General features: G+C 67.6%; 12 protein-coding genes. 1 reads left to right on the top strand and 11 read right to left on the bottom strand.

Features of this window, described 5'->3' with window-relative positions:
* Positions 1–34: 34 nt before the first annotated feature.
* Genes I6J77_RS01635 through I6J77_RS01625 form a run of 3 tightly spaced genes read right to left on the bottom strand, consistent with a single transcriptional unit; the run spans position 35 to position 4602 of the window.
* Complete coding sequence (locus I6J77_RS01635) at positions 35–1099, bottom strand: glycerophosphodiester phosphodiesterase (RefSeq protein ID WP_204110313.1); 1065 nt, start codon at positions 1097–1099, stop codon at positions 35–37.
* 56 nt (positions 1100–1155) lie between these two features.
* Complete coding sequence (locus I6J77_RS01630) at positions 1156–2163, bottom strand: carboxylesterase (protein ID WP_204110312.1); 1008 nt, start codon at positions 2161–2163, stop codon at positions 1156–1158.
* A gap of 3 nt (positions 2164–2166) precedes the next feature.
* Complete coding sequence (locus I6J77_RS01625; protein ID WP_204110311.1) at positions 2167–4602, bottom strand: TonB-dependent receptor; 2436 nt, start codon at positions 4600–4602, stop codon at positions 2167–2169.
* Positions 4603–4997: 395 nt separating this feature from the next.
* Here I6J77_RS01625 and I6J77_RS01620 point away from each other — a divergent pair, with 395 nt between their 5' ends.
* A complete protein-coding gene (locus I6J77_RS01620) occupies positions 4998–5150 on the top strand; it encodes a DUF3309 family protein (protein WP_200946065.1) in 153 nt (50 codons plus the stop codon).
* A gap of 21 nt (positions 5151–5171) precedes the next feature.
* Here I6J77_RS01620 and recD read toward each other — a convergent pair whose 3' ends face one another.
* The 8 genes from recD to I6J77_RS01580 form a co-directional block, all read right to left on the bottom strand.
* A complete protein-coding gene (gene recD / locus I6J77_RS01615; protein ID WP_204110310.1) occupies positions 5172–7040 on the bottom strand; it encodes an exodeoxyribonuclease V subunit alpha in 1869 nt (622 codons plus the stop codon).
* Entirely contained in the window at positions 7037–10660 is a 3624-nt protein-coding gene (locus I6J77_RS01610) for a UvrD-helicase domain-containing protein (protein WP_204110309.1), read from the bottom strand. The genes recD and I6J77_RS01610 overlap by 4 nt, the downstream gene beginning before the upstream one ends.
* A complete protein-coding gene (recC, locus tag I6J77_RS01605; protein ID WP_204110308.1) occupies positions 10657–14328 on the bottom strand; it encodes an exodeoxyribonuclease V subunit gamma in 3672 nt (1223 codons plus the stop codon). Before recC ends, I6J77_RS01610 begins: the two co-directional genes overlap by 4 nt.
* A gap of 182 nt (positions 14329–14510) precedes the next feature.
* Entirely contained in the window at positions 14511–17633 is a 3123-nt protein-coding gene (locus I6J77_RS01600; RefSeq protein ID WP_204110307.1) for a type I restriction endonuclease subunit R, read from the bottom strand.
* Positions 17630–18586, bottom strand: a complete 957-nt coding sequence (locus tag I6J77_RS01595) for a nucleotidyl transferase AbiEii/AbiGii toxin family protein (protein WP_204110306.1) — start codon at positions 18584–18586, stop codon at positions 17630–17632. The genes I6J77_RS01600 and I6J77_RS01595 overlap by 4 nt, the downstream gene beginning before the upstream one ends.
* Positions 18570–19388, bottom strand: coding sequence for a type IV toxin-antitoxin system AbiEi family antitoxin domain-containing protein (locus tag I6J77_RS01590; protein ID WP_204110305.1), 819 nt, complete (start codon positions 19386–19388; stop codon positions 18570–18572). The genes I6J77_RS01595 and I6J77_RS01590 overlap by 17 nt, the downstream gene beginning before the upstream one ends.
* A gap of 147 nt (positions 19389–19535) precedes the next feature.
* A complete protein-coding gene (locus tag I6J77_RS01585; RefSeq protein WP_239309139.1) occupies positions 19536–20816 on the bottom strand; it encodes an McrC family protein in 1281 nt (426 codons plus the stop codon).
* Entirely contained in the window at positions 20813–23338 is a 2526-nt protein-coding gene (locus I6J77_RS01580) for an AAA family ATPase (protein WP_204110304.1), read from the bottom strand. The genes I6J77_RS01585 and I6J77_RS01580 overlap by 4 nt, the downstream gene beginning before the upstream one ends.
* Positions 23339–23437: the final 99 nt, after the last annotated feature.

Here is a 23437-nt window from a genome sequence, read left to right as displayed (position 1 = left end):
GCGAGGCGGGAGTTGTCTCTCGCCCTCGCTTCCCTCACTTCCCGCTGTTCATCCCGTCCAGCGCCTTGCGCCCGATCGCCGGGTCGTCGGTGAAGAACGCATCGATGCCGGTGGCGAGATAGGTGCGGATCTCGGTGATCGAACCGGCCTCGTTGAAGTTGCGCGGATCGATGCCGCGCCACCGGTCGAGCGGCAGGAAGTAGTTCTCGGGCCGGAACGTGTACGGATGCACCTCGAGGCCGGCGACGTGCGCGTCGTGCACCAGCGCGGTGGGCTCGCCGAGCAGGTGGTCGAACTTCAGCGGGATGATCGCGCGGATGCCGGGGCCGATCGCGTTCGCATAGGTGGCGATGGTGCACAGCCCGGCCGGCGTCATCATCTGCCCGTAGTCGAGCTTGCCGCCCGCGGCGGCCACGTCGTACGGCTGCTCGTCGGCGTCGCCCAGCAATTGCAGCAGCCGGATGTTGCCGTGCGTGCCGTCGGCCAGCTTGCCGTGCAGGTACTGCAGGTTGCCGATCTCGAATGACTGGATCTCCACCGGCGCCGTGCGCGTATAGGCGTGTGCGGCCAGCGTGGCCAGCAGCTTGTCCTCCATCGGCAGACCGATGCCGCGGAAGTAGCTGCCGTGCTTGATCTCCGGGACGATTCCGATCACGCGCCCGCGCGCTGCCGATTCGGCCGCCACGAACGCGATGATCTCGTCCAGCGTGGCGATCGGGAACTGGCCGTCGTATTGCGTGCTGCGCAACTTGGGCAGCCGCTCGCGCGCCCGCAGCGTCTTCAGCTCGGCCAGGGTGAAGTCCTCGCTGAACCAGCCGTCGACCGCCGCGCCGTCGATGGTCTTGCGGGTCTTGCGGGCGGCGAATTCCGGATGGCTGGCCACGTCGGTGGTGCTGCCGATCTCGTTCTCGTGGCGCGCCACCATCACGCCGTCCTTCGTCATCACCAGGTCCGGTTCGACGTAGTCGGCGCCGTCGGCGATGGCCTTTTCATACGAGGCCAGCGTGTGTTCGGGACGCAGGGCGCTGGCGCCGCGGTGGCCGATCACCAGCACTTTCGCGGCCAGCGGCTTCTCGGCGGCGGTGGTGACGACGGGCATGAACACTCCACAGAAAACGGCGATGGCGAAGCATAGGCGATGCATGGTGGCTCCGCTCAGTGTCCGCCGCCCGCATAGGGCAGCCCGACCACGTCGTGCAGGAACTCGCGGCTGCGCCGGTGCACCGACTCGACCGATTTCGAATACACCGACGAGGCGATCACGTGCGCGTCGGCATCGGGGAAGTCCTGCTTGCGTCGATATTTCGCCGCGGTGCCCAGCTGGTCGAACATGCCCAGAATCGCCGGCACCGACACCGTGGGGTCCTGGTTCTTCTCGTCGCGGTAGTAGTAGCCCACGAATGCCGGCGCATGGATCTTCGCGAACATGCGCGGGTTGAGCACGCTGCGGCTGAGCACCGCCACGCTGCGATAGCCGTCCATGTGGATCGCCTTCGACCAGTACGCCGAATCACCCGTCTGCGGCACCACCTCGTCGCCGTGGTTGTAGGCATAACGCAGAAAGGTGCCGCCCCATGGCCAGAACATCGGCGCCAGCCGGTCGTCGCGTTCGCGCACCAGTGGCGACCACAGCACCAGCGCGTCCACCGCCTGCGGCTGTTGCGCGGCCAGTTGCATCGCCAGCGCACCACCCATCGAGGTGCCGATCACGATGACCCGGTCGCCCAGTGCGTGACCGATCGCCAGCGCCCGCGCCGCGCCGTCGACCAGTTGCTGCGCATCCAGCCCGCGCATCGCGTCCGCCGCGGCCAAGCCGTGGCCGGGCAGCCGGCTGAGGTAGAGGTTGCAGCCGAAATCGCGGGCCAGTTCGCGATGCACCGGCGCGCCCTCGCCCTGGCTGGCGCCGAAGCCGTGCAGGTAGACGATGGCGCAGGCGGTGCGTGCCGGATGCTGCGGATCGGCCCAGACGATGCGCGCCTGGTTGTCCGGGCGGATGCCCGGCTGGGCGGCCTCGTGGGCGTCCACCCAGGCCTGCAGCCGCTGCGGTGCATCGGGCACCGGCGGCAGCGTCACCGTCAGCTCGCGCTTCCTTGCGCGAGGCCCGAACGCGGCGACGGTGCCCAGCGCGAGCACCACCGCCAGCACGATGCGACGCTTGCGCATCGGCTAGAACTTGCCGCTGATGCCGATGCCGAAGGTCCGCGGCGCGCCGGGGATGTAGGTGGCCAGGTTGAAGTTCTCGCCCACGTTGCCGGCGTCCATCAGGTACTTCTTGCCGAGCAGGTTGGCGCCCCACACCGAAAGATCCCAGCGTCCCTTGTCGAAGGTGACGCCCGCGCGCAGGTTCAGCAGGCCATACGCGGGCTGCACATAGGCGGGATTGTTGTTGTCCTCGAAATAGATCTTCGAGCGCCACGTGTAGCTGGGCCGCACGTACAGGTTGCGACCTTCCGCCAGCGGCTGGTTCCACTGCACGCCGATCGCCACGGTGTGGTCCGGCGCCAGCCGCAGGTGGTTGCCGGCGTAGCCCTGCTGGCGACCCTGGTTGTCCTTGTCGGCGAAACGCGCGTGCAGGTAGCTGTAGTTGAAGAAGCCGCTGAAGCGATCGCTGAATGCCTGCTGCAACGAGGCTTCGAAGCCCGGCACCTTGGCGCGGCCGGCGTTGAGCGTCAGCAGCCGGCCGCCCTGGAACGCGGTGCTCTGGAAGTTGTTGTAGTCGTAATAGAACGCGGAAAGGTCGTAGGCAAAACGGCCACCGTCGCCTTCGCCCTTCAGGCCCACTTCGTAGCTCAGGATGGTCTCGGCCGGCAGCACCACCTTGTCGTAGCCGGTGCCCGCCTCGTTGACGTTGAAGGCCAGCACGTTGGGCCGCCGCCCGCGCGACACGCTGAGGTAGCTGTTGGTGTCCTCGTTGATGTGGAAGCTGCCGATCAGGCGGCCGACCACCGAGGTGCTGTCGTGCTCGTTGTGCAGCCGGCCGTTGGTCGGCACGAACAGGTTGTTCGGTCCGGTGACGCCGTTGAAGCCCGCGCCGAACAACGCCAGCGTGGTACCGATGCCCGATGCGGGCGAGGCGTTGGTGACCTGGTAGGCGCCGGCCTGCTCCTCGCGGCTGACCCGCAGGCCGCCGGTGATGTCGAAGCGGTCATTGATGCGCCAGGTGCCGTCGGCGAACGCCTCGTACGAGCGCGTGCGGCCGTAGTTGGTATACGCCTCCTGCTCGTTGGTGTTCAGCGGCACGCCGAGCAGCGGGATCGCGCTATAGGGCTGGTTCGGCTGGTAGTTGGCGTCGAGCAGCGGCGGCGCCGGGCCCAGCAGGGCGATCAGCTGGCGGGTGGAGTCGGACAGCCCGTCGAGCGTCGGCGCCAGCGCCAGCAGCTGCAGCAGCAGGCTGCGTTCGTCGGTGCTGAACGGCACCGCCTCGCTGCCGTTCTCGTAGAAATAGTTGGCGCCGAAGAAGCCGGTGAAGCTGCCGCCGGCGTCGTAGTTCAGGCGCAGCTCCTGGCTCAGCTGGTGGCTCTTCGAATGCTCGGCGAAGTTCAGCATGTTGACCTGCGAACCGTCGGCGTCGAACTTCTCCAGCGAATTGAACTTGCGCAGGCCGGTGGTGCTGGACAGCCGCCAGCTGTCGCTCAGCGCGAAGTCGCCGATCGCGGTGAGCCCGTAGACCTTGCGACGCAGCCCCAGCTGGTCGCCGTGATCGAGATCGGCCGCGCCGTAGACGTCGGTCGAGCCGTAGCGGTTCGGCACGATGCCACTGTGGAAGTCGGTGCCCGGCGGGGTGTCGCGCTGGTAGTTCGCGATCAGGTCGATGCCGCTGCCGCTGCCCACATTGAAATGCAGGCTGGCGCGGATCGCCTTGGTGTCCTCGCCGCCGAGCCGGCCGCCGCTGAGGTTCTCGACGTAGCCGTCGTGGTAGGCGTTGTGCACCGCCACCCGGGCGAAGACGTTGTCGGAGATCGGCGTGTTGATCCAGCCGGTGAGCTTGCGGCTGGAGAAGTTGCCGAACTCGCTCTGGAAGCCGCCCGAGTTGCCGGCCTGCGCCTTGTTCTGGATCAGCGAGATCGCCCCGCTCTCGGCGCCGCGGCCGAACAGCGTGCCCTGCGGTCCGCGCAGCACCTCGACGCGGTCCATGTCGAACAGCGACACCATCGAGCCGCGCGAACGGCTGATGTCCACGCCGTCCTGGAAGATCGACACGCGGCTGGCCGCCGTCGCCGCGCCATCGTCGGTGGTGATGCCGCGCACCGCGATGCCGGGGTTGTTCGGGCTCTGCACCTGCACCTGCACGCCGGGCACGTAGCGGCTGAGCGTCTCCACGTCGCTGATGCCGAAGCGCCGCATGAAATCATCGGAGTACGCCGAGATCGAGATCGGCACGTCGACCACCTGCTGCTCGCGCTTCTGCGCGGTCACGGTGACCCGGTTGAGATTGATCGCGTTGGCCACCGACGGCGCACTGTCCGCCGGCACCGGCGCATCGCCTGCCTGTTGCGCCTGCACCGCCATGGGCGCCAGCCCCAGCAACAGGCAGCGGATCGACCAGGACAACCAGTTGCGAGGTGACGCCAGGACGTCTGCACGCGGATTCGGATTCGACATGATTTCCCCAGGAAATGCGCGAGCCGCCAGCGAAGGCGGCGTTTCATTATTGTCGTCCGTGCATGACAGGCACATGTCCCGCTGGCCGGGCCCGCCCCACCTGTCGCAACGTCCGTCCCCCCGGGGTCGATGATGGCTGCCCCGTTGCCACGCAAGCTACTACGGACGAGGCGCGGCAGGCTTGCTGCGTTGCGGCAGCGGCGGGCCGTTCGCGCTGGCGATGCTGGCCGGAAGTCGTGGCACCCGCGAGCGCTGCCGTGACTGCCTCGTGATCACCCGGGCCGCGCCGCTTGACGATTCATCCACCGCGCGCCTGCGATGGTCTGCCTGCACCGCCTCACCGCGGTGGCCGCCGCGCCCATCGGGGGCGCGCGCATCGAGGAGTCCCCATGTCCCTGTCGCTGCTGATCGTCATCGTCCTCGTGTTGCTGCTGATCGGCGCGCTGCCGACCTGGGGCTACAGCCGTTCCTGGGGTTACCGCCCGGTGGGCGGGCTGGGCCTGCTCGTGGTGATCGTGCTGGTGCTCTGGTTGCTCGGGGTGTTCTGACCGCGGACTCGGCCGCGTGCGTCAGGCGATGCGCGCGGCCAGTCCGCTGGCACGACGCACCGGCGTGGCCAGCGCGGTGTCGCAGGCCGCGTCGGCAGCCCACAACTCGAGGCCCTGCCGGGCCCGCGACATGCCGGTGTACAGCAGCTGCCGCGACAGGATGCGGTGCTGCGGGTCCGGCGGCAGCAGCACGGCGACGTGGTCGTATTCGGAACCCTGGCTCTTGTGGATGGTCACCGCGAACGCGCCCTGGTGTTCGGGCAGGCCGGCCGGCGCAAAGCTGACGGCACGGCGACCGGCGTGATGGGCCGCGCCGGCGGCCAGCGTCTCGCCATCGATCGCGGTGGCACCCTGCACGGTCACTTCGAACCAGATCGCCAGGTTGCCGTTTTCGTCGCGCAGGCACAGGCCCACGTCACCGTTGAACAGGCCGGCGGTGTAATCGTTGCGGGTGATCATCACCGCGCGGCCGGGATACCACTCGTCATCCGGCGCCACGCCCAGGCGACCTTTCAGCCTGCGCTCGATGATCGCGTTGGCCGTCGCGGCGCCGAACTCGCCCTCGCGCAATGCGCACAGCAACTGGCGCTGACGCAACGCATCCAGCGCCGCCAGCACGCCGCGCTGGTCGGCCTTCGCCACCACGTCGAGCGCGCCCGCCTCCTGCAGCGTTGCAGCCAGCGCGGTACTCCACCGGGCCAGCGCCCGGGCCAGATCCTGCGCGTCGGCCAGCGGGCGACGGAGCGCCTTGTCGCCGGCGGCGCGCCACGCGGCCGCGAACGCGTCCGCGTCGCCGCGGCGGATCGCCTCGTTGATCGGCACCAGTGACTGGTCGGCGCGGAAGCTGTGGCTCAGGCGCACCAGGTCCGGCGCATGTTCGGCTTCCATTGCGCCGACCAGGTCGAGCAGCACCGAACCGGTGCCGACCGAGGTGAGCTGGTCGGCGTCGCCGACCAGGATCAGCGCGGCGTCCTCGCGCAGCGCGTCGAGCAGGTTGCGCAGCATGGCCAGGTCGACCATCGAGGCCTCGTCCACGATCACGATGTCGGCGGGCACCGGGTTGTCGGCGTGGTGGACGAAACCGCCATGCCGGCCACGGCTGCCCAGCAGCCGATGCAGGGTGCTGGCCTCGGCGCCCAGCGCGCCGTCGAGTTGCGCCTGCCAGTCGAAATCGCGTGCGGCATTCGCCTGGGCCCGCATCCGTGCGACGCCGTCGCGCAGGGACTCGGACAGGCGTTGCGCGGCCTTGCCGGTGGGCGCGCCGATGCGGATCGTGGGCGCCGCCTGCATCCGCGCGGTGCGTTCCCTGATCAGCATCATCAGCATGCGCAGCACGGTGGTGGTCTTGCCGGTGCCGGGGCCGCCGGTCAGCACGAACAGGCGCTTGCCCGGCACCTGGGCGACAGCCTGGCGCTGCGGCTGCACCCGCTCGTCGGAGTCGCCATGGAACAGCGCGTCGATCGCCGCGAGGTCGACCTCGTTGGCTGGCAGCGACGACGCGCGGCGCTGGCGCACATGCCGGGCGACGGCGGTTTCATGCAGGTAGTTGCGACGCAGATAGAAGTGCGGCGGATCGAGCACGAACGGCGTGCCGCCAGCGTCGCCGGCGCCAGCCAGCGCCACCATCGGTTCGGCGCGCAAGGCAGCGATGTCCTCGTCCGAGCAGGCCCGCATGCCGTGGCGCGCCGCCGCCTCGCCATTCAGCAGCAGCGCGCTGTCGCCATGCCCTTCCGCATGACTGGCCCAACCGGCGATCCGCGCCAGCAACGGCGAGCCGCCATGCGCCAGCACCCAGCGCGCCACCGTGGCGTCGAGCATGCGCCACGCGTCGGGCGGCGCGACGTCGCCGGCGAGGCGACGGAAGTGGTAACTGCGGGCGGGCGTGTTCATGCGACCTCCGTGGTGGTCTGTCCGGAGGCAAGCACCTCGCCGACCGCGTCGAGCAGCTCGGAAGAAAAGCGATGCCGCCAGATGCCCGCGTCGGGCGCCAGCCCCGCCGCGCGGATGAACAGGTAGACGCATTCGCCCAGCTGTTCTTCGCGGCGGTAGTCCGCGCCGAGTCGCTGGCGCAAATAGCGATCCACCGCGACGGTGTAGAGCAGCGCCTGGAAGCGGTAGTGGCTGGCGTCCATCTGGGCGCGCAAGGCCTCGCCCGCGTAGTCGGCCAGGGTGTCGCCCAGGTAGTTGCCCTTGTAGTCGAGCACGTGATAACGCCCGTGGTGATGGAAGATCAGGTCGATCTTGCCGTTCATCAGGCCGCTCAGCACGCGCTGGCTGGCCGGCACCAGCTCGGCTTCGCCATGGGCGGCGCAGGCGGCGCGCAGGCGTGGCATCGACACGCGATCCAGCGCGAAGTGGAAGCCCATCTCGGCGCGCAGGTCGGCCGCGGCAAGATCGGCCAGGCACAACGCGGGATACGCCGCGATGCCCAGCGGCGCGTCCAGCGCATCCTGGATGCGGCTGACCAGCAGGTCGACCAGGGCGGACTGCTCGATGTCCTTGCGCCGCACGCCGGCGTCGCGCAGACACTGGGCGATCAGCTCGCGTTGCGCCGACATCGGCGCGCCCACCTCGCGATGCTCGAACACCGCATGCACCGCGTTGCCGAAGTCGGTGCCGCGCACCGCGGCCAGGGCAAGCAGGCCGGGATGGGCTTCCGCCGCCGCCATCGGGGAAGGCTGCTCGACCGCCGCCACGGCGTCGGCATCGGCCAGCTCGACGTTGCCCGCTGCATCCTCGTCGCCGGCGGCGGCGCCGGGATTCACCGCGTCGCGATGCTCGCCCTGGGTCAGCGTGGTGAAGCTGTGCTTCGCCTCCAGCGGGCCGGAGCGCGGCGGCGGCAACGCGCGCGCGTGGCGCTCGATGGCGGGCGCGGCGGCGGCGCTGAAGTCGTGTCGCGCCAGCGGATGCCAGCCGTCGATCCAGCGGATGTCCGGTGTCTGCTCCCGCAGTTCGGCCGAACCCGGCGCGGGATCGATGCGCTCCAGCATCACGTCCAGCGCACTGCGTTTCGTGCCGCTGGCGGGCGTCCCGCTGCGGGCGCTGGCCGGCCGCTGCGGCGGCAAGGCGAACAGGTGACAGGCGTGGATGGCGCGGGTCAGCGCCACGTACAGCACGCGGAAACGTTCGTCCTGCAGGTCCTGCGCCTCGCGCGCCCGGGCCGCGGCGGAGAACTCGGCCAGGCGTTGCCCGCTGCGCGGATCGTTGACCACGTACATGCCGTCACCCGGGCGTTCGCCGTGATTCCACATCAGCGGCAGGAACACGATGGGGAACTCCAGGCCCTTGCTGGCGTGCAGCGTCATCAGGCGCACCCGGGCGCTGTCCGATTCGATGCGCAGCTGCGCCGCATCGGCGGCGTCGTTGTCGGTGGCCGCGCCATCCTCGCGGCACTGCTTCAGCCACGCCAGCAATTCCTCGATGCCGGTGAGCTGCTCGCTCTGCGCCTGCAGCAATTCGCCGAGGTGGCGCAGGTCGGTCAGCACCCGCTCGCCGGCCATGGTCTGCAGGTAACGCGCGGCCAGGCGATCGATCAGCTGGCCGACCACGTGCAGGATGCCCCGTTCGGCCCGCTGCTGGCTCCAGTTGCGGAAGGTGTCCGCCACCGGTTGCCATTGCGCCACGTCGTCGCCCCAGCGCTGCAGCTCGCTGAAGCTGGCGCCCCACAGCCGCGTGGCCACCGCCGCCCGCAACGCGCCCAGTTCGGCGGGATGCGCGATCGCGTACAGCACGACCTGCAGCTCGCGGGCCACCTCGGTGTCGAACACGCTGCTGCGCGAGGAAGTCACGCAGGGCACGCCGCGTTCGCGCAGCGCATCGCGCAGGCTGATGATGTCGTTGCCGGTGGGCAGCAGCACGGCCAGGTCCGACGGCTGCACCGGTTCGCCGCCGATGCGATGCGCGCCCGACTGCAGCATGGCGGCGATCTGGTTCGCGCAGACCTCGAGCGCCTCGGCCCGACGCGCCGGCTGCGACGACGGCGGATCGCTGCGGTAGTGGATCACCAGCGGCGCGGTGCACGGTTCGCCATCGATCGTGTACGGCTGGCCGGCGCGCCGTTCGGTCCCCTTCACCCTTTCGTAGGCGATGCGACTCTCGCCCGCGGCATCCAGCGCCGTGCCGCCCACCGCGTAGAACTGGTTGAAGGCCCTGACCAGGGCGGCGCTGGAACGATGGTTGGTGTCCAGCGTCAGCCGGCCCGTCGCATCGACCGCCGAGGCAGCGCGCTGGTAGGCGTGGATGTCGCCGCCACGGAAGCGGTAGATCGCCTGTTTCGGATCGCCGATCATCACCAGCCGGCCGCGGGTGCCGCCGTCGCGCTCGCGGTAGATCGCATCGAGGATGCCGTACTGCTGGCCGTCGGTGTCCTGGAATTCGTCGACCAGGGCCACCGGCCACGCCTTGAACAGGGCATCGGCCAGCGGACGATCACCGGCAAGCTCCGCTTCGCGGGCCAGCGCGTCGCCGACCGACTGGATCAGGCTGTCGAACGTCAGCTGGTGGCGCGCGGCGAGGCGCGAGCGCATTTCCGCCCGGGCCAGCGCGGCAAGCTCGTGCCAGAAGCCGGCGCGCAGGCTTTCGATGATTTCGGCGCAGCGCTCGGCGAACACCGCCAGCGCGAGCAGCTCGCCGTTGTCCTTGCTGCCCTTGAGCACGCCGGTCAGGGCGGTGGCTTCCTTCAGCCCCGCGCACGCCTTCGCGCCAGGCATGCGCGCGCGGTCGTCGAGGAAGTCGGCCAGCTCGCTCCAGTATCCCGGCAACAGCGAGCCCTTGCGGAAACGCGTGCCGTCGGCGACGACGGCGCGCAGCCGCGCTGCCCACGCCGGGTCCAGCACGGCGTCGACCTCGGCCGCCGATGCCATCTTCACGCTGACGCCGGGCGCCAGGCAGACCTTCAGCCGCCGGGCGAGTCTTGCCAGGCTCAGCTCGTCGCCCGCCTGCGCGGCCAGCATCACCAGCGGGTCACCGGCATCGGCCTGCTGCAGGCGCCGCCACAGGTCGGCGGCCACTTCGTCGAGCAGCGCTTCGCCGGGGACCATGTCGCCCATCACGAAGGCCACGCCGCAGGCGAACGGATGATCGGCCAGGATGCGCCGGCACAGGCTGTGCAGCGTGCTGACCGGCGCCACGTCCATCTCGGCCAGGGCCAGGCGCAGGCGCTGCAGATCACGCACGCGCAGCTCGGCATCGCCCTGCCAGCGCGCGCGCAGCCATTGTCCGTCGCTGCCCTCGTCGCTGCCGGCGTCGTTGCTGCCGGCGAGGTCTTTACTGGCGCGCAACACCGCCCACTGCAACTTGCCGCGCAGGCGTTCGCGCAGCTCCTGCGCGGCCGCGTCGGTGAACGTGGTCACCACGATCTGCCGCGGCGACAGCTGCCGCTCCAGCAGCAATCGCAGATACAGCACCGCGATGGTCCAGGTCTTGCCGGTGCCGGCGCTGGCCTCGATCAGGCTGCGCCCGCCATCGGCGAGGTCGAGGCTGCGCCAGTCGATGACCGCTGCCGTGCTCATGCCGACACCTCGACGCTGGCGTCGAAGCTGATGCAGCGATAAAGCGTCAGCGCAAATTCCGCCAGCGCGGCCAGCTCCGCGCTGCCCTCGGCGAAGTCCACCTCACCGGCCAGCAGGTGGCTGTAACCGGGTGCGTAATCGCGTTCGCCCACGCCGCCATGACCGGCGATCCAGCTCGAACCGATGTCGATCCGCACCGGCTCGTCGGCGGCCTCGACGTCACCCGAACGACTGGTGCGCTTCTTCGGATAGATGCGTTCGCTGATCGCCGCCCACGCCGATTTCGGGAAGTACCAGCGCGGCGCCGACTGCGCCTCGAGCCACCAGCCCAGCAACCGTTGCAGGCGCCGTTCGAGTTCGCCGAGCAGCGCCGCGCGCCCGGCGTCATCGGCCGCCATGAAGCGTGCGTCCCAGTCGTTGATGCCGTCCTGCCAGGGGCGTTCGTCACCGTCCAGCAGCGGACGCAGCCGCAGCGCGGGCAGCGTTCCGCCCGCGCGGGCGCTGTGCAGGCGCAGCAGCGCCCAGTCGAGGAACATCGGCACGCGCTCGCGAAAGCCCAGCTCCGCTTCCTTCTTCAGCCGGTCGCCGCTGCCGCCGAACACGCGCAGCAGTTGCCAGCATTCGCCGTCGTCGATGCTGCTGCGATGGACGTGGGTGACCTGGCCGGTCACGCGGTAGCCGCCGATCGGCACATCGATGCCGCAACTGCCACCGGCCAGCGCCGCGTGTTCGAAACCGGGCAGCTTCGCGGCTTCCTGCAGCAACAGGCCGACCACGGCGCTTTCCTGTTGCCAGGCCTGCTGGCCGGCCCGGCCCGGCGGCATCACGCCACCCAGACGCAGCCAGTCCGGCGCGGTGGCCGGTGGCCACGCGGCGTGCGGCCAGCCCGGCAGCGCGTCGTTGAAGAACAGCTTCCTGGCCACCGTGTCGAGCGCGGCGAACCGCGCCTCGATCGGTTCGTCCTGGGGCAGGCGATCGTCGGCGAGCGCGTCCAGGCTGACCTGCATGCGGTGTTCCAGCAGCTGCCTGGCGGGGTCGCGGTAGTAGGCATGCAGTTCGCGCAGGGCGATCGTCGCGCCTGGGTCGATTCCCGCGGTACCGCCGTGGTCGAGGAACGGCGCGACATCGGCCTGGTCGCCGCGGCCATGCATGCCGGCGAACAGCGCGTTGTAGGAGAACAGCCGTCCATCGCCGGCATCGAAGTAGCGGCTGTCGAACGGCTGCAGCGGATGCCGCAGCAGCCACGGCCGGTCGGCCTCGTCGTCGTCGGGACGCAGCCCCGCGGCCGCATCCAGCACGGCCAGCAGTTCGGCCAGCGGCGGCGCCGGATTGCGCGGCTTGCCGTCCTTCACCCCTTCGCCGATGTAGCTCAGGTGCAGGCGTTCGCGCGCCGACATCAGGGTTTCCAGGAACAGGTAGCGATCGTCGCTGCGCACGTCGCGATCGCCCAGGCGGCGATAGCGCGCCATCAGGTCCAGCCCCGCGTCGCTGCCCGAACGGGGGAAGTCGCCATCGTTGAGGCCGAGTACCGCGACGACCTTGAACGGGATCGCGCGCTGCGGAACCATGCCGCAGAAGGTGACGCCGCCCATCAGGAAACGCTGCTGCTCGGGCACGGCGGACAGCCGCTCGACCAGCAGGTCGCGCACCACGCTGAAGTGCAGCAGCGGGTCCTCGCCGGCGGCCGCCGGCTCGCTGCCGAGGGTGCGGATGAAACCGAGCACCATCGCCTGCGCATCACGGGCCGCCCGATCCATCGGATCGATGCGGAACAGCGCCTCGAAGCGGCGTTCCAGTTCGCTCGCCCAACTGCTGGCACGGCGCGTTTCGGCGGACAGGTCGCACAGCGCCTGCACTTCCTGCAGCAGATGGTCGAGCGCGCCCAGATAGCCCGCGGCCGGTCCGTGGATGCCGGTGAGCGGCGCCAGCTCGGTGCCGTCGGGCAGATGCACCGACGGCTGCCGCTCGGCCTCGGCGGCGTCGGCCATCAAATAGCCGGCCAGCATGCGATCCATCGCCCAGCCGAAGGTATGCTCGGCGATCGGCGGCACGCCGAAGCGGGCGCGAAACGCGGGGTCGAGCGCCCACGCCACCCGGCTGGCCTTCAGCCATTCGGCCAGCTCGTCCACGCCGGCCGCGTCCAGGCCCAGTCGACGGCAGATTTCCGGCACCGCCAGCAGGTCGACCACCTCGGGCGCGGTGACCCGCGTGCCGGGCAGGTCCAGCAGTTTGCGGAACGCGCCGAACAGCGAATGACTGCGCGACACCGCCACGTCGGCCAGCTGGTACGGCAACAGCCCGCCGGCATGGCCGGCCACGCCGAACACCGCGGGAATCAGCGGCACGTACGCCTGGATGTCCGGCGCCATCACCACGACGTCGGCGGGACGGATCGGCTGGCCGTCGGCATCGGTACCGGCGATCGCGTCCAGCAGCTGGTCGCGCAGCACTTCCAGCTCGCGCAGGCGGGTGTGGCAGCTGTGCACGCGCAGCGAAGCGTCGGCGCGCGCGGCGCGATCGATCGGCGTGTCAAGCCGCACCTGCATCAGCGACGGATCGAGCGCGCGGATGCCCTGCTGCACGCGCTGCAGACGATTCATCCCGTGCAGCGCCTGCTCGTCCTCGCGATGGCGCACGTCGGACAACACGTCGCCCTCGCCCGCGGCCAGCTCCATGATGAAGTGCTGGCCCATGCGCCCCCAGCTCGCCAGCAGCGGATGCGCCTGGTCCGCCCAGTAGTCGTTGCCTTCGGCCGCGTCCAGCCGCGCCTGTTCCTCGGCGCCCTGCAGCCGCAGCGCGGGCAGCGTGCGGCCGAGCCCGCCCCAGTATTCGCGGCAGGGATCGGGCACATACAGCGCGACCAGCCGATGCCGCGCCACCGCGCGCAACACCGCCAGCTCGGAGGGCGCTAGGTGGCTGACGCCGAACACGTGCAGCGCCTCGCCGCCGGCCTCGACGCGACCGAGCTGCTCGATCAGGTCGCCGACCACGTCGCCGCGATGCGCGCCCAGCCGGTCATGCAGATGCTTCCACAGCGGCGCCAGCAGCCGCTGTTCGGTGGACGCCAGCACCGGCTCGGCGGCGTTTCCGGTCACCAGGCTGAAGTGGCCGCGCTCCCAGCCGCGCAACCAGTCCGGGCGATACACCAGGTACTGCGAGTAGATCCGCGCCAGCCGGTCGGCCAGCTGGAAGCGACGGCGCGCCTGATCCGCCACCCCGCCCGACGGATGCGTGCCGTCGGCGCGCAGGTAGCTGGTGACCCGCGCATCGCTGATGCCCAGCGCCGCCACGTCACCACCCAGCACTTCATGGATGCTCCAGCGCAGGTGCTGGCGCTGGTAGCGCGGCAACGACACCGCGCGCTGGCCCAGCTGCTGCCGCGCCAGCCGATCGATCCACGGACTGGGCAGCAGGATGTCGAGATTCGCGGCGATCCCGCCCGCGCCGTACTTGCGCGCCAGCGCCCCGTTCAACCAGTGCCGCATGCCCGGATGCGCCGCGATGATGGTCTGCGGCGCCAGCACGTTGTCCGGCTGGGTGACCGCCAGCAACTGCACCAGCGGATCGAGCAGCTTCTCCAGCCGACTCGCCCGATAGATCAGCAGCCCGGTGGTTTGCCGCTCCCCCTCCACCTCGCGAATTTCGCCACCTGCTGCCACTGCCGTCACTGCACCCACTCCTGGAGTTCACCGGATGACCCGTCACCCATCCGACCGATCTTCACCAGCGCAGATGGGGATTGCAATGGCCCGCAGACCCTCGGCCACGGCGAACGCGTTTTCCCTGGACTCGGCTCGTAGTGGGCGCTCCGTCGACGCCGATGCAGGCGCGTACGACCCAAGCTCCCGCCTCAAGCGGGAGATGCATCACCGGCCCACGCGTCCGCCAGCAGCTCGGCCTGGGCAATCACCTTTTCGGTCGCCTCACGTTGTTTGTCCGGCGGATATTTGTGCTTGGCCAGCAGCACCTTGATCATCGCCATCATGCGGGCACGCGAATCCCGTCGGTTCTGCCAGTTGATCGTGGCCGAGCGGCGCAGCTTGTCGGTGAGTTCCATCGCCAGCGCGCGCAGCACCGGATGGCCCAGTTCACGCACGGCCGATTCGTTTTCGATCAGCGCCTGGTAGAACGCGAACTCCTCTTCGCTCATGCCGTCCGGCGGGCGCGCGGCATTGATCTCCTGCGCCAGCTTGATCATTTCCTCGATCACCTCGACCGTGGTCAAGCCGCGGTTCTGGTATTTCGTGATCGCTTCCTCCAGCTTCTTGGTGAACTCCTTGCCCTGCATCGCGTTCTTCTGGCCGCGTGACCGGATCTGGTCGGCCAGCAACCGCTCCAGCAGTTCGGCGGCGAGGTTCTTGGTCGGCATTTCGCGGATCTGCTTCAGGAACTCCTCATCCAGCAGCGAGATGTCGGCCTTGCCCAAGCCCAGCGTGGCGAAGATGTCGTTGACCCCGTCGACCAGCACGCCCTTGGCGACCAGTTGCCGCAGTGCAGCCTCCTTCTCCAGCCGCGAGCGGCCCTCGCCAGCGCGGGTTAGCTTGATCAGGCACACGCGCACGGCCTGGATGAACGCGATCTCCTCGCGCACCGCCATCGCCTTCGGCTGTGTGCCGGCCAGTGCCTGCGCGGTGGTCAGTTTGGCGACCTGATCCAGATAACTGCGCACACCGAGGTTGCGCCCCTTGCCGTCCACTTCGGGATTGACCTGCAGGATGTGCTCCATCGCCGGGCCAAGCAGCGCCAGCGCCTTCTTCGGCTGCTCGATGCCGGCGTAGTCGAAGCCGTGGAAGAACTCCTTGCGGATCACGTCCAGCGTGTCGAGCAATACCTGCAGCGCAGCGCCGGAGGTATCCACCGGCTCGCGCTCGGCGCCGGCGTCCTTGGTGTATTGCCTGATCGCCTTCTTCAGCTCTTCGCCAATGCCGATGTAGTCGACGATCAAGCCGCCCGGCTTGTCCTTCCAGATGCGATTGGTGCGCGCGATCGCCTGCATCAGGCCATGACCCTGCATCGGCTTGTCCACGTACAGTGTGTGCACGGGCGGCGCGTCGAAGCCGGTCAGCCACATGTCGCGCACGATCACCAGTTCCAGCGGATCGGCAGGGTCCTTGAAACGCTTTTCCAGCAATTTGCGCTGTGGCTTGTCGGTGCGGTGCGGCTGGTAGTGGCTTGGATCGGCCGAGCTGCCGGTCATCACGATCTTGATGTGGCCCGCATTGATGTCGTCGCTGTGCCAGTCCGGACGCAACTTCACGATCGCGTCGTACAGGCGGATCGCCGCCTCGCGCGAGATCGCCACGATCATCGCCTTGCCCGCCACCGATTCGGTGCGTGCTTCCCAGTGCGCGACCAGGTCGGCGGCCAATACTTCCAGCCGGCCTTCGGCCATCGCCAGCGCTTCCAGCCGGGTCAAGCGGCTGGCAGTCTTGCTCTGCTGGCCTTCGTCCTCGTCCTCAGTGACTTCGAGAAACTCGTCCATCAAGGCCTGCTTCTCGGCCTCGTTGAAGCGCAGTTCGATGATGCGCGATTCGTAGCTCACCGGGACGACGGCGTGATCGTCCTGCGCGGCGATCATGTCGTACACGTCGACATAGCTGCCGAACACCGCCTCGGTGTCACGATCGTCCAGGCTCACCGGCGTGCCGGTCATGCCCAGGTAGATCGCGTTGGGCAGCGCGTCGCGCATGTACTTGGCCAGACCGTACTTCGTCTTGCCGGTCTGCACGTCCATGTCTGCCCTGAAGCCGTACTGCGTGCGATGCGCCTCGTCGGCGATCACGATCACGTTGGAGCGGTCGCACAACACCGGCACGGAAGCCTTGCCGGCCTCCGGCGCAAACTTGTTGATGGTGGTGAAGATGATCCCGCCGGCCTGCACCTGCGAGAGCTTGTCGCGCAGGTCGTCGCGGCTGTCGGCCTGCTCCGGCGTGCCGCGCAGCGACCAGGCGCAATCGGAGAAGGTTTCGTAAAGCTGGCCGTCCAGGTCGTTGCGATCGGTCACCAGCACCACGGTGGGGTTGCGGAACTCCGGGTGATCGCGCAGCGCCATCACGTAGAACAGCGCCAACAGCGACTTGCCCGAGCCCTGGGTAAACCAGATCACGCCGCCCTTGCCGTCCTTGCGATGCAGCAGCGCGTCGGCAGCGCGCGCCACCGCCTTCTGCACGCCATGGTATTGATGCCACTGCGCGATGATCTTGAAGCTGGCGCCGCCATCGGCCCCGCCAAACGCGACAAAGCTGTGGAAGAACGTCAGCAGCGTGCGCGGCTCGAACAGGCCGAGCATCAGCACGTCGAGCTCCAGCCGCCCCTTCGCCACCCTCTCGCCACCGAGCAGACGCCAGCGCGAGTAGCGGCCAAACTCTGCGGTCAGCGAGCCGTAGCGCGCCACCGTGCCGTCGGAGATCACGTTGAGCAGGTTGAAGTAGAACAGCTGGGGAATGTCGGTCTGGTAGGTCTGGATCTGGTTCCACGCCGCCTCGATGTCGGCATGCAGATCCGCCGGGTTCTTCAGCTCGATCACCACCAGCGGCAGGCCGTTGACGAACAACACCAGATCCGGACGACGCACCTTCAACCCGTGCACCGTGAGCTGCTGCACCGCCAGCAAGTCATTGCCGCCGTCGACGTCGATCACCCGCGCGCGCAACACCGTGCGCCGGCCATCGGGCTCGATGCGCTGGATCGGCACGCCGTTGCGCAGCCAGTCGTAGACCTCCTTGTTGCCGTCCACCAGCGACTGCGCGCCGTAGCCCGTCAACTTGTCCACCACCTCGTCGACTTCGGCGGCGGTCAGTTCGGGATTCAGCCGCACCGTCGCCTCGCGCAAACGCGAGGCCAGCACCACGTCGGAATACCTGGCGCGGTCGCACTGGTCGCCACCGGGCGATACCTCGTCACCGTGCACGCAGGTCCAGCTGAGTTCTCCCAGCCAGTCCAGGCAGGCGGATTCGAGGTGGTCTTCCTTCATGGAACTCCCCTGTGTGAGCTGCCCGTGCCGCGCAGTTGCTCCAGCGTATCCTGAAGCTTGCGTTGATCGGCCGCGCGCTTCGCGTGTGAGCGCCGACCCAGATTCTCCAGTTTGCGACGAATCGCGGGCAAGCTTGCCGCCTGCGGCATCCCGAGCAGGTCGAAAGCGGGAGCCTCGCGTTCCACCGCCATGAGAAATTCGCAGCTGCTGTCGTCCATCAGCTCGCGCATGCGCGCCAGCAACCGGTCGCGTATCGCGAGCAAGGCTTCGGCGCTGGTGGGTTCAGCCGTCATGCCTTCGAAGTGATCAGCAAAGGTTGCCGCAAAATCACGCGGCTCGGCAGGGGCCAGTATTTCTGCGGCAGGCTTGGGGCTGCAGGTCAGGTAGATCAGAAAGGTGCGCCACAGCATGGCGTCCAGCCGTTCCTGCTCAAGCACCGCGCCCATGTCAAAAAGGTCGCGCGGATGTTGCCGCGACAGCGCCGCGGCAAGCTTGCCCGCGTACAGGTCCGCAAAGTGCAGCACCTGCACTTGGGCGAAACCGAAGGCTGCCTCCACCGCCGGTTGCACGGTCATGCTGCGAATCGGATGCACGCTGCCGCGCATGACCGGCGAGGTCTCGATCTTCACCTGCGCCCGGCCGCGACTGGCAATGATCCGGTTGATCGGCGCGCCCTGGTTCGCCGAGGGCTGCACTTGCAGGCGCATCGGGCCGGAGCGAAGCGCCTCGCCCAGTGCCGCCAGGCTTTCGGCGATCGAAGCGGCGTCGTTCGCGAAGTTGCCGACGGGCAGCCAGGTCAGATCGATGTCGACCGACAAGCGGGGCAGGTCATGCTCGAACAGGTTGATCGCGGTGCCGCCCTTGAGCGCAAATCGTGGCTCGCGCGCCAGCGCCGGCAGGATCTCCACCAGCAGCTTCACCTGTTCGGCGTAGCGCCTATCCCAGCTGCTCATCGAGATCCGCCGGCAAGGTTATCTGATACGTCGGATGCAGACGCCCGCCTTGCACCAGCACGCGCTTGCCGCTGCCCAGGTCGAATTTGTCGGGATGCAGATGGTCCCACCAGGCGTGGTGATGCCGCTCGGCCAGCGCCAGGAACAGGCGCTTGGCCTTGATGCTGCGACATTGCCCCAGCAGCGTGCCGAGCAAGCGCGGCCGCAGCGTGGCGAGTCCCTGCATCAGCGCGTCGACCTCGTACACCAACGCCGCTGAAGGCGGTTCGTCGCACAACTCCAATATCGCGCGCTCGGGCATGGCCAGCACCACCGGCTGGACGCCGGATGCCGTGGCCAGGCGGGTCAAGCCGCAGGCCTGCAGACGTTCGTCCGAAGCGGTCGCAAGGTCCGCAAGCGCAAGGTCGAACGGACCCCGGCCGCGATAGTCGAAGCGTTCGGCCAGTTCCAGCTTGCCAACCCAGCCCGGCAACCTCGCCGCGCCGTAAAGAGTGACCGTGGCCGCCTGCCCCAGTCGAAGAAAGTGCTCATGCCCCTGTCGGGCCAGGGCGAAACGGCCCCCGGCATGCACGGCAAGTCCTTCCAGGCATTGCAGCGTGTCCAGCACGCTTTCCCAACGAAGCACGCCGCCGGCGCGTTGATAAACGCCACGCGCCGGCGACACCAGCCAGCCACCGGCCACGTAGCGCGCCACCAGACTGCGGGTGTAGCCCCGGGCCTGCAGCCAACGACTGGTCACCAGCCGGGTGTCATCCAGGGAGCGCAGCAACTGGTTTATCTTTGTTGTTTTTTGCTCACTCATAGTGCGCAAAATAGGTCTTTGGGAAACCTGATGCAAGCCGGTAGTTTGCTGATGATGAAAACAGCTCACTCAGAGTGTTCTTTTTGATGTTTTCGTAAACCCATGGCTCGCATCCCCGAAGATGATGTCGTCAATCCGGAAGGACCTCTAGGAGCCAGCTGCCACGGCATTTCGATCGGGCAATGCGCTGCCGATCAGGCAGCGATTTTCGAGGTCCAGCGGAACGGCATCCAGCGACAGACCATCCTCCAGGTCGAACGTCTCAAGCGCCTTGTCGAACGTTTCGGTTCCGGGATAGACCAGCACCAGTTGCCCCTTTCCCGACAAGTAGCGCTTGCCGTAGGCGAACAGCTGGTAGAAGTCACCTTGGCTCAAGCCATAGTTGTTGCCGACGTCGGCCCGGTCGAGAAGTTTCCACTTGGCGTCCACCACCCAGGTCACGCCTTCGTACTTGATCACGAAATCCGGGCGCAGCTGGAACAGCTGGCGTGACCCCTGCCGGCAAAAGTATTTGCTGGCCGCCTGCGGCTGCAGTGTCGCGCCGTGGGGGAGCCGACGACGCAGGCAGGCTTCCACAAAATTCTCGAACACCTTCTCCATCGGAAACAGCAGGCTGCGTCCGGTCCATTCGCCGAGTGCCGACATCGGGTTGCGATCGCCGAGGACAAGCTCGCACCAGGGACGGATGCTGCCGTAGTGGCTCATCAGTCGGTCGTGGCTCCATTGGCGGAAGTCGCCCGCCACGTCGCGGCTGCGCGCAACCTCCGCCAACTGGTGCTGCAGTTCATGCGCCATCCGCCAGTTGGCGGACTCCCGCGTCATGCCCGCCACCTTGTCCAGCGCACAGGCAAGCAGCCGGTTCTCCGGGCGGTTCGCATCGAAAACCTGGTGCTCCACCTGGAACAGATGCTGCCGCCCGGCCGGCTGACGAATCTGCCGCGCGACCTGCAGGCGGCCGCGCAAAAACCGCACCTCTTCTTCCACCGGGTGGTAGTCGAAACGCAGGCCGCGCCGCACCAGCACGTCCAGCTCCCGCAGGAACTGCTGGATGATCCATTCGCTCACCGGCGCATCGAAAGTCTGCAGCGCGGTGGGGCCGGTATCCCGCACTGGAAGGCGCAAGCCGTGCTGCAACATCTGCACCAGCACCTTGCGCGCCGCCGTCACATCGCCCTGGCCGCGCACATGCTTGGGCAGGATCTCGATGCGCGTGCCGCAGGGCGATTCCAGCACGCCCACGTAATTGTCCAGTCGCAGCCAGCGTCGGTCCTCCAGCTGCACCAGCGCCGCACCGCGCGTGCGGAATCGCTGCGCCTCGCGACACAGCCAGTCGAACGCAGAAGACGGAATGCTCGCCTCGTCCATACTGCCGGCAGTCACCAGGCCGGTGGTCAGCCTGGCGTGCTCGCGGACGGTGATCAGCGTCACGCTGCGCCCTGGGGAGCCTGGATGATCGCGGCGTAGGCTTCGGGCTTGCCGAACGCCGCCGCGTTGATCGTCCAGACGCGGCCTTCGGTCGGTAGCGCCACGTCGTCGCCCAGCAACTCGGACATGCCGGTGCTGTCCTGCCGCAGGAACTGCAGCTCCGCCGGCTTGCGATGGTCATTGAGCACCCAGGCGATCTTCTGCCAGTCCTCGAAAAAATACTCCTGCAGCAACGGCAGCACCTGCCGACGGAACACTCCGGCCAACGCCTCCAGCGACGGCGCGCCCTTCAGGCTCATGAAGTAGGCGTGGCCCAGCATGTAGTCGCGCCCCAGCAGCACTTCGATGCGTCGGTTCATGGTGGACAGCAGCGCATCCACCGGCACCCCGGCTACCACCACGCCGGCAAGTGCTTCGATATCCGGCAGCATTTCCACAAACTCGAAGCGTCGGCGCAGCGCCACATCCAGCCCGGCCAGCGAGCGGTCGGCGGTATTCATGGTGCCGATCAGATGCACGTTGCGCGGCACGCTGAAGCGCTCTTTGGAATACGGCAAGGTCACTTCAAGCGCCTCGGCACAGCCATCGCGTTTGGATGGCTCGACCAGGGTGATCAGCTCGCCGAAGATGCGCGAGATGTTGCCGCGGTTGATCTCGTCGATGATCAAAACGCGCGCCTCGGGTTGATGCAGTTGGGCTTGCTCGGGCGCCAGCAGCGCCGCCAGGCGCTCCATATTGATCGATCCCGACCGCAATTCGTAAATCGTCATCTGGCTGAAGCGGTTTTCCATCAGGTCAGCGTAGGGGCGGGCCGGATCGTACTGACGAAGCCAGCGTACCGGCCGGCCCTGCGCATAGGTGTCCACACCCTCTCGGTCGACGTGAACATAGTCGCCGGTGACCTCGCCAATCGCACGGAACTTCAAGTTGCCTTGGGTCACGACCACCAGATCGCCCGTCTGCATGCGACGGACGAACAGATCGAGAGCAGTCACCGCGTAGTCGGTCGATTCAACCTTCTCGCCTGCGGCGCGCAAGCGTTCGACAATATCCGAGCGTGACGTTACGTCGGACAAATCCGCATCCGATCCAAATCCGAGCAGTGCGACGCCCTCACGCATGCATTCATCGAAAATGTGACCTTCGGTACTCGCATCACCCAGCGAGACCTTCCAGATTTTTCGTCCGGCAATGTCGATGCCGGTTCCGGTTTCTGCCACGTTGCGGCTACGCGCCGCCTCGCAGATCTGCTTGAAGACACCATCCTCTACTTCATACCGCAAGCCATCGGTGGTCTCGTCGGTATTGGCACGAATGCCCTCGACAAAGTCTTCGTAACTGAAACTCTGGTGGAAGGTGACAAACCGGACTTGTCCGGATTTGACGAAGGCATCGAAGCGTTGCTTCAGCGCCGGGCGATCCCTTTCATGGACACCGAGGAACACGGGATCAAGAATCCGCAGCGCCTCGTTGACCGTCCGGTAGGTCTTGCCGGTTCCCGGTGGGCCGAAGAGGATTCTGTTGGTAGGCATCATGGCGTACTCGGACACGGGTTCCTTGACTGCGACAGGCGGGGCTGCCTTCGCTACGGATTGAACGACGGGTGCGCCACCTTTCGGATAATGGGATACGCGGTAAACGCCGTCCTCATCCGGCTGGATCTCGATGACGTCGCCGGGCTGGACGTGCCGCTCGTCAAAGTACCGGTTGAACCGCGTCCGGATTCGGCCACTATCGGAGCCCGGCGCCCGAACGTCACTCTCGAACTCCCAGCCGGTGTCGGTGCGGAACCTGACAACTTCACCAGCGTCGCTCTCATCGGCCCCACCCCGAATCGACTCAGGAAATGGCGCGCTGACCAGATTGATCGGGATGTAGCCATTTCGCACCGCGCCCTCGGTCAAGCGGATGCGCAAAGGCGTTGCCATCACCCAATCCCGCCAGACGCGACGACTGAACGACATCAGCGTCTCGTCAGGCGATCGCAACTCGGCAGCACGTCCGTACAACGTGCTCAGCGGCGTGACTGTGTCGCTATCCGGCAGCGCACACGCAAAGAGCAGAGGCCTGCGCATGAATACGCATGGAAACAGCTGCGGCTTGCTTCGATTCTGGTAATGAAATGCGATCTTCCAGCGGTATGCGGGGCCAAGTTCGCTCTTGTCGATATCGGCCAGCCGTCCTGCACGCGCAGCCTCGGCAACGGCTACGACTTCCCGCCGCACCGTCTCGAACGCCAGATCATGTGTCTCGCCAAAGCGGCGATACCAGCCGTAGCTGTCGTCATAGGCAAGCGCGGTATCACCATCCTTGGGCTTGGTGTCATTGCGCGAATAGATCCCGAATTTGAACGCCGAACCGCCCCAGATGCTGCCGTACTGGTCCAGTCCGGATTCCATCCAGTTGGTGAAGCAGTGCTTGTCACCGGCTTGCGTATAGTCGGCCAATGTCATCGTGCTCAACCGCTCCAGTGGCCATTCGGCCAGGAACGTATCCCACACGGTTTCGTCCGTTGAAAACGCCATGATGCTCTTGTCCTCTATGGCGAAATGAAGATCTGTTTCGGGCTTTCCTGCAACAACTTCGCGATCATCCCGCTCGCTTCCGCCAGGTGCAGCTCACCG

Source organism: Rhodanobacter sp. FDAARGOS 1247 (assembly GCF_016889805.1).
Lineage (GTDB): Bacteria > Pseudomonadota > Gammaproteobacteria > Xanthomonadales > Rhodanobacteraceae > Rhodanobacter.
The sequence above is the reverse complement of the archived record's forward strand: the minus strand, read 5'-3'. Positions and strand labels throughout refer to the sequence as shown.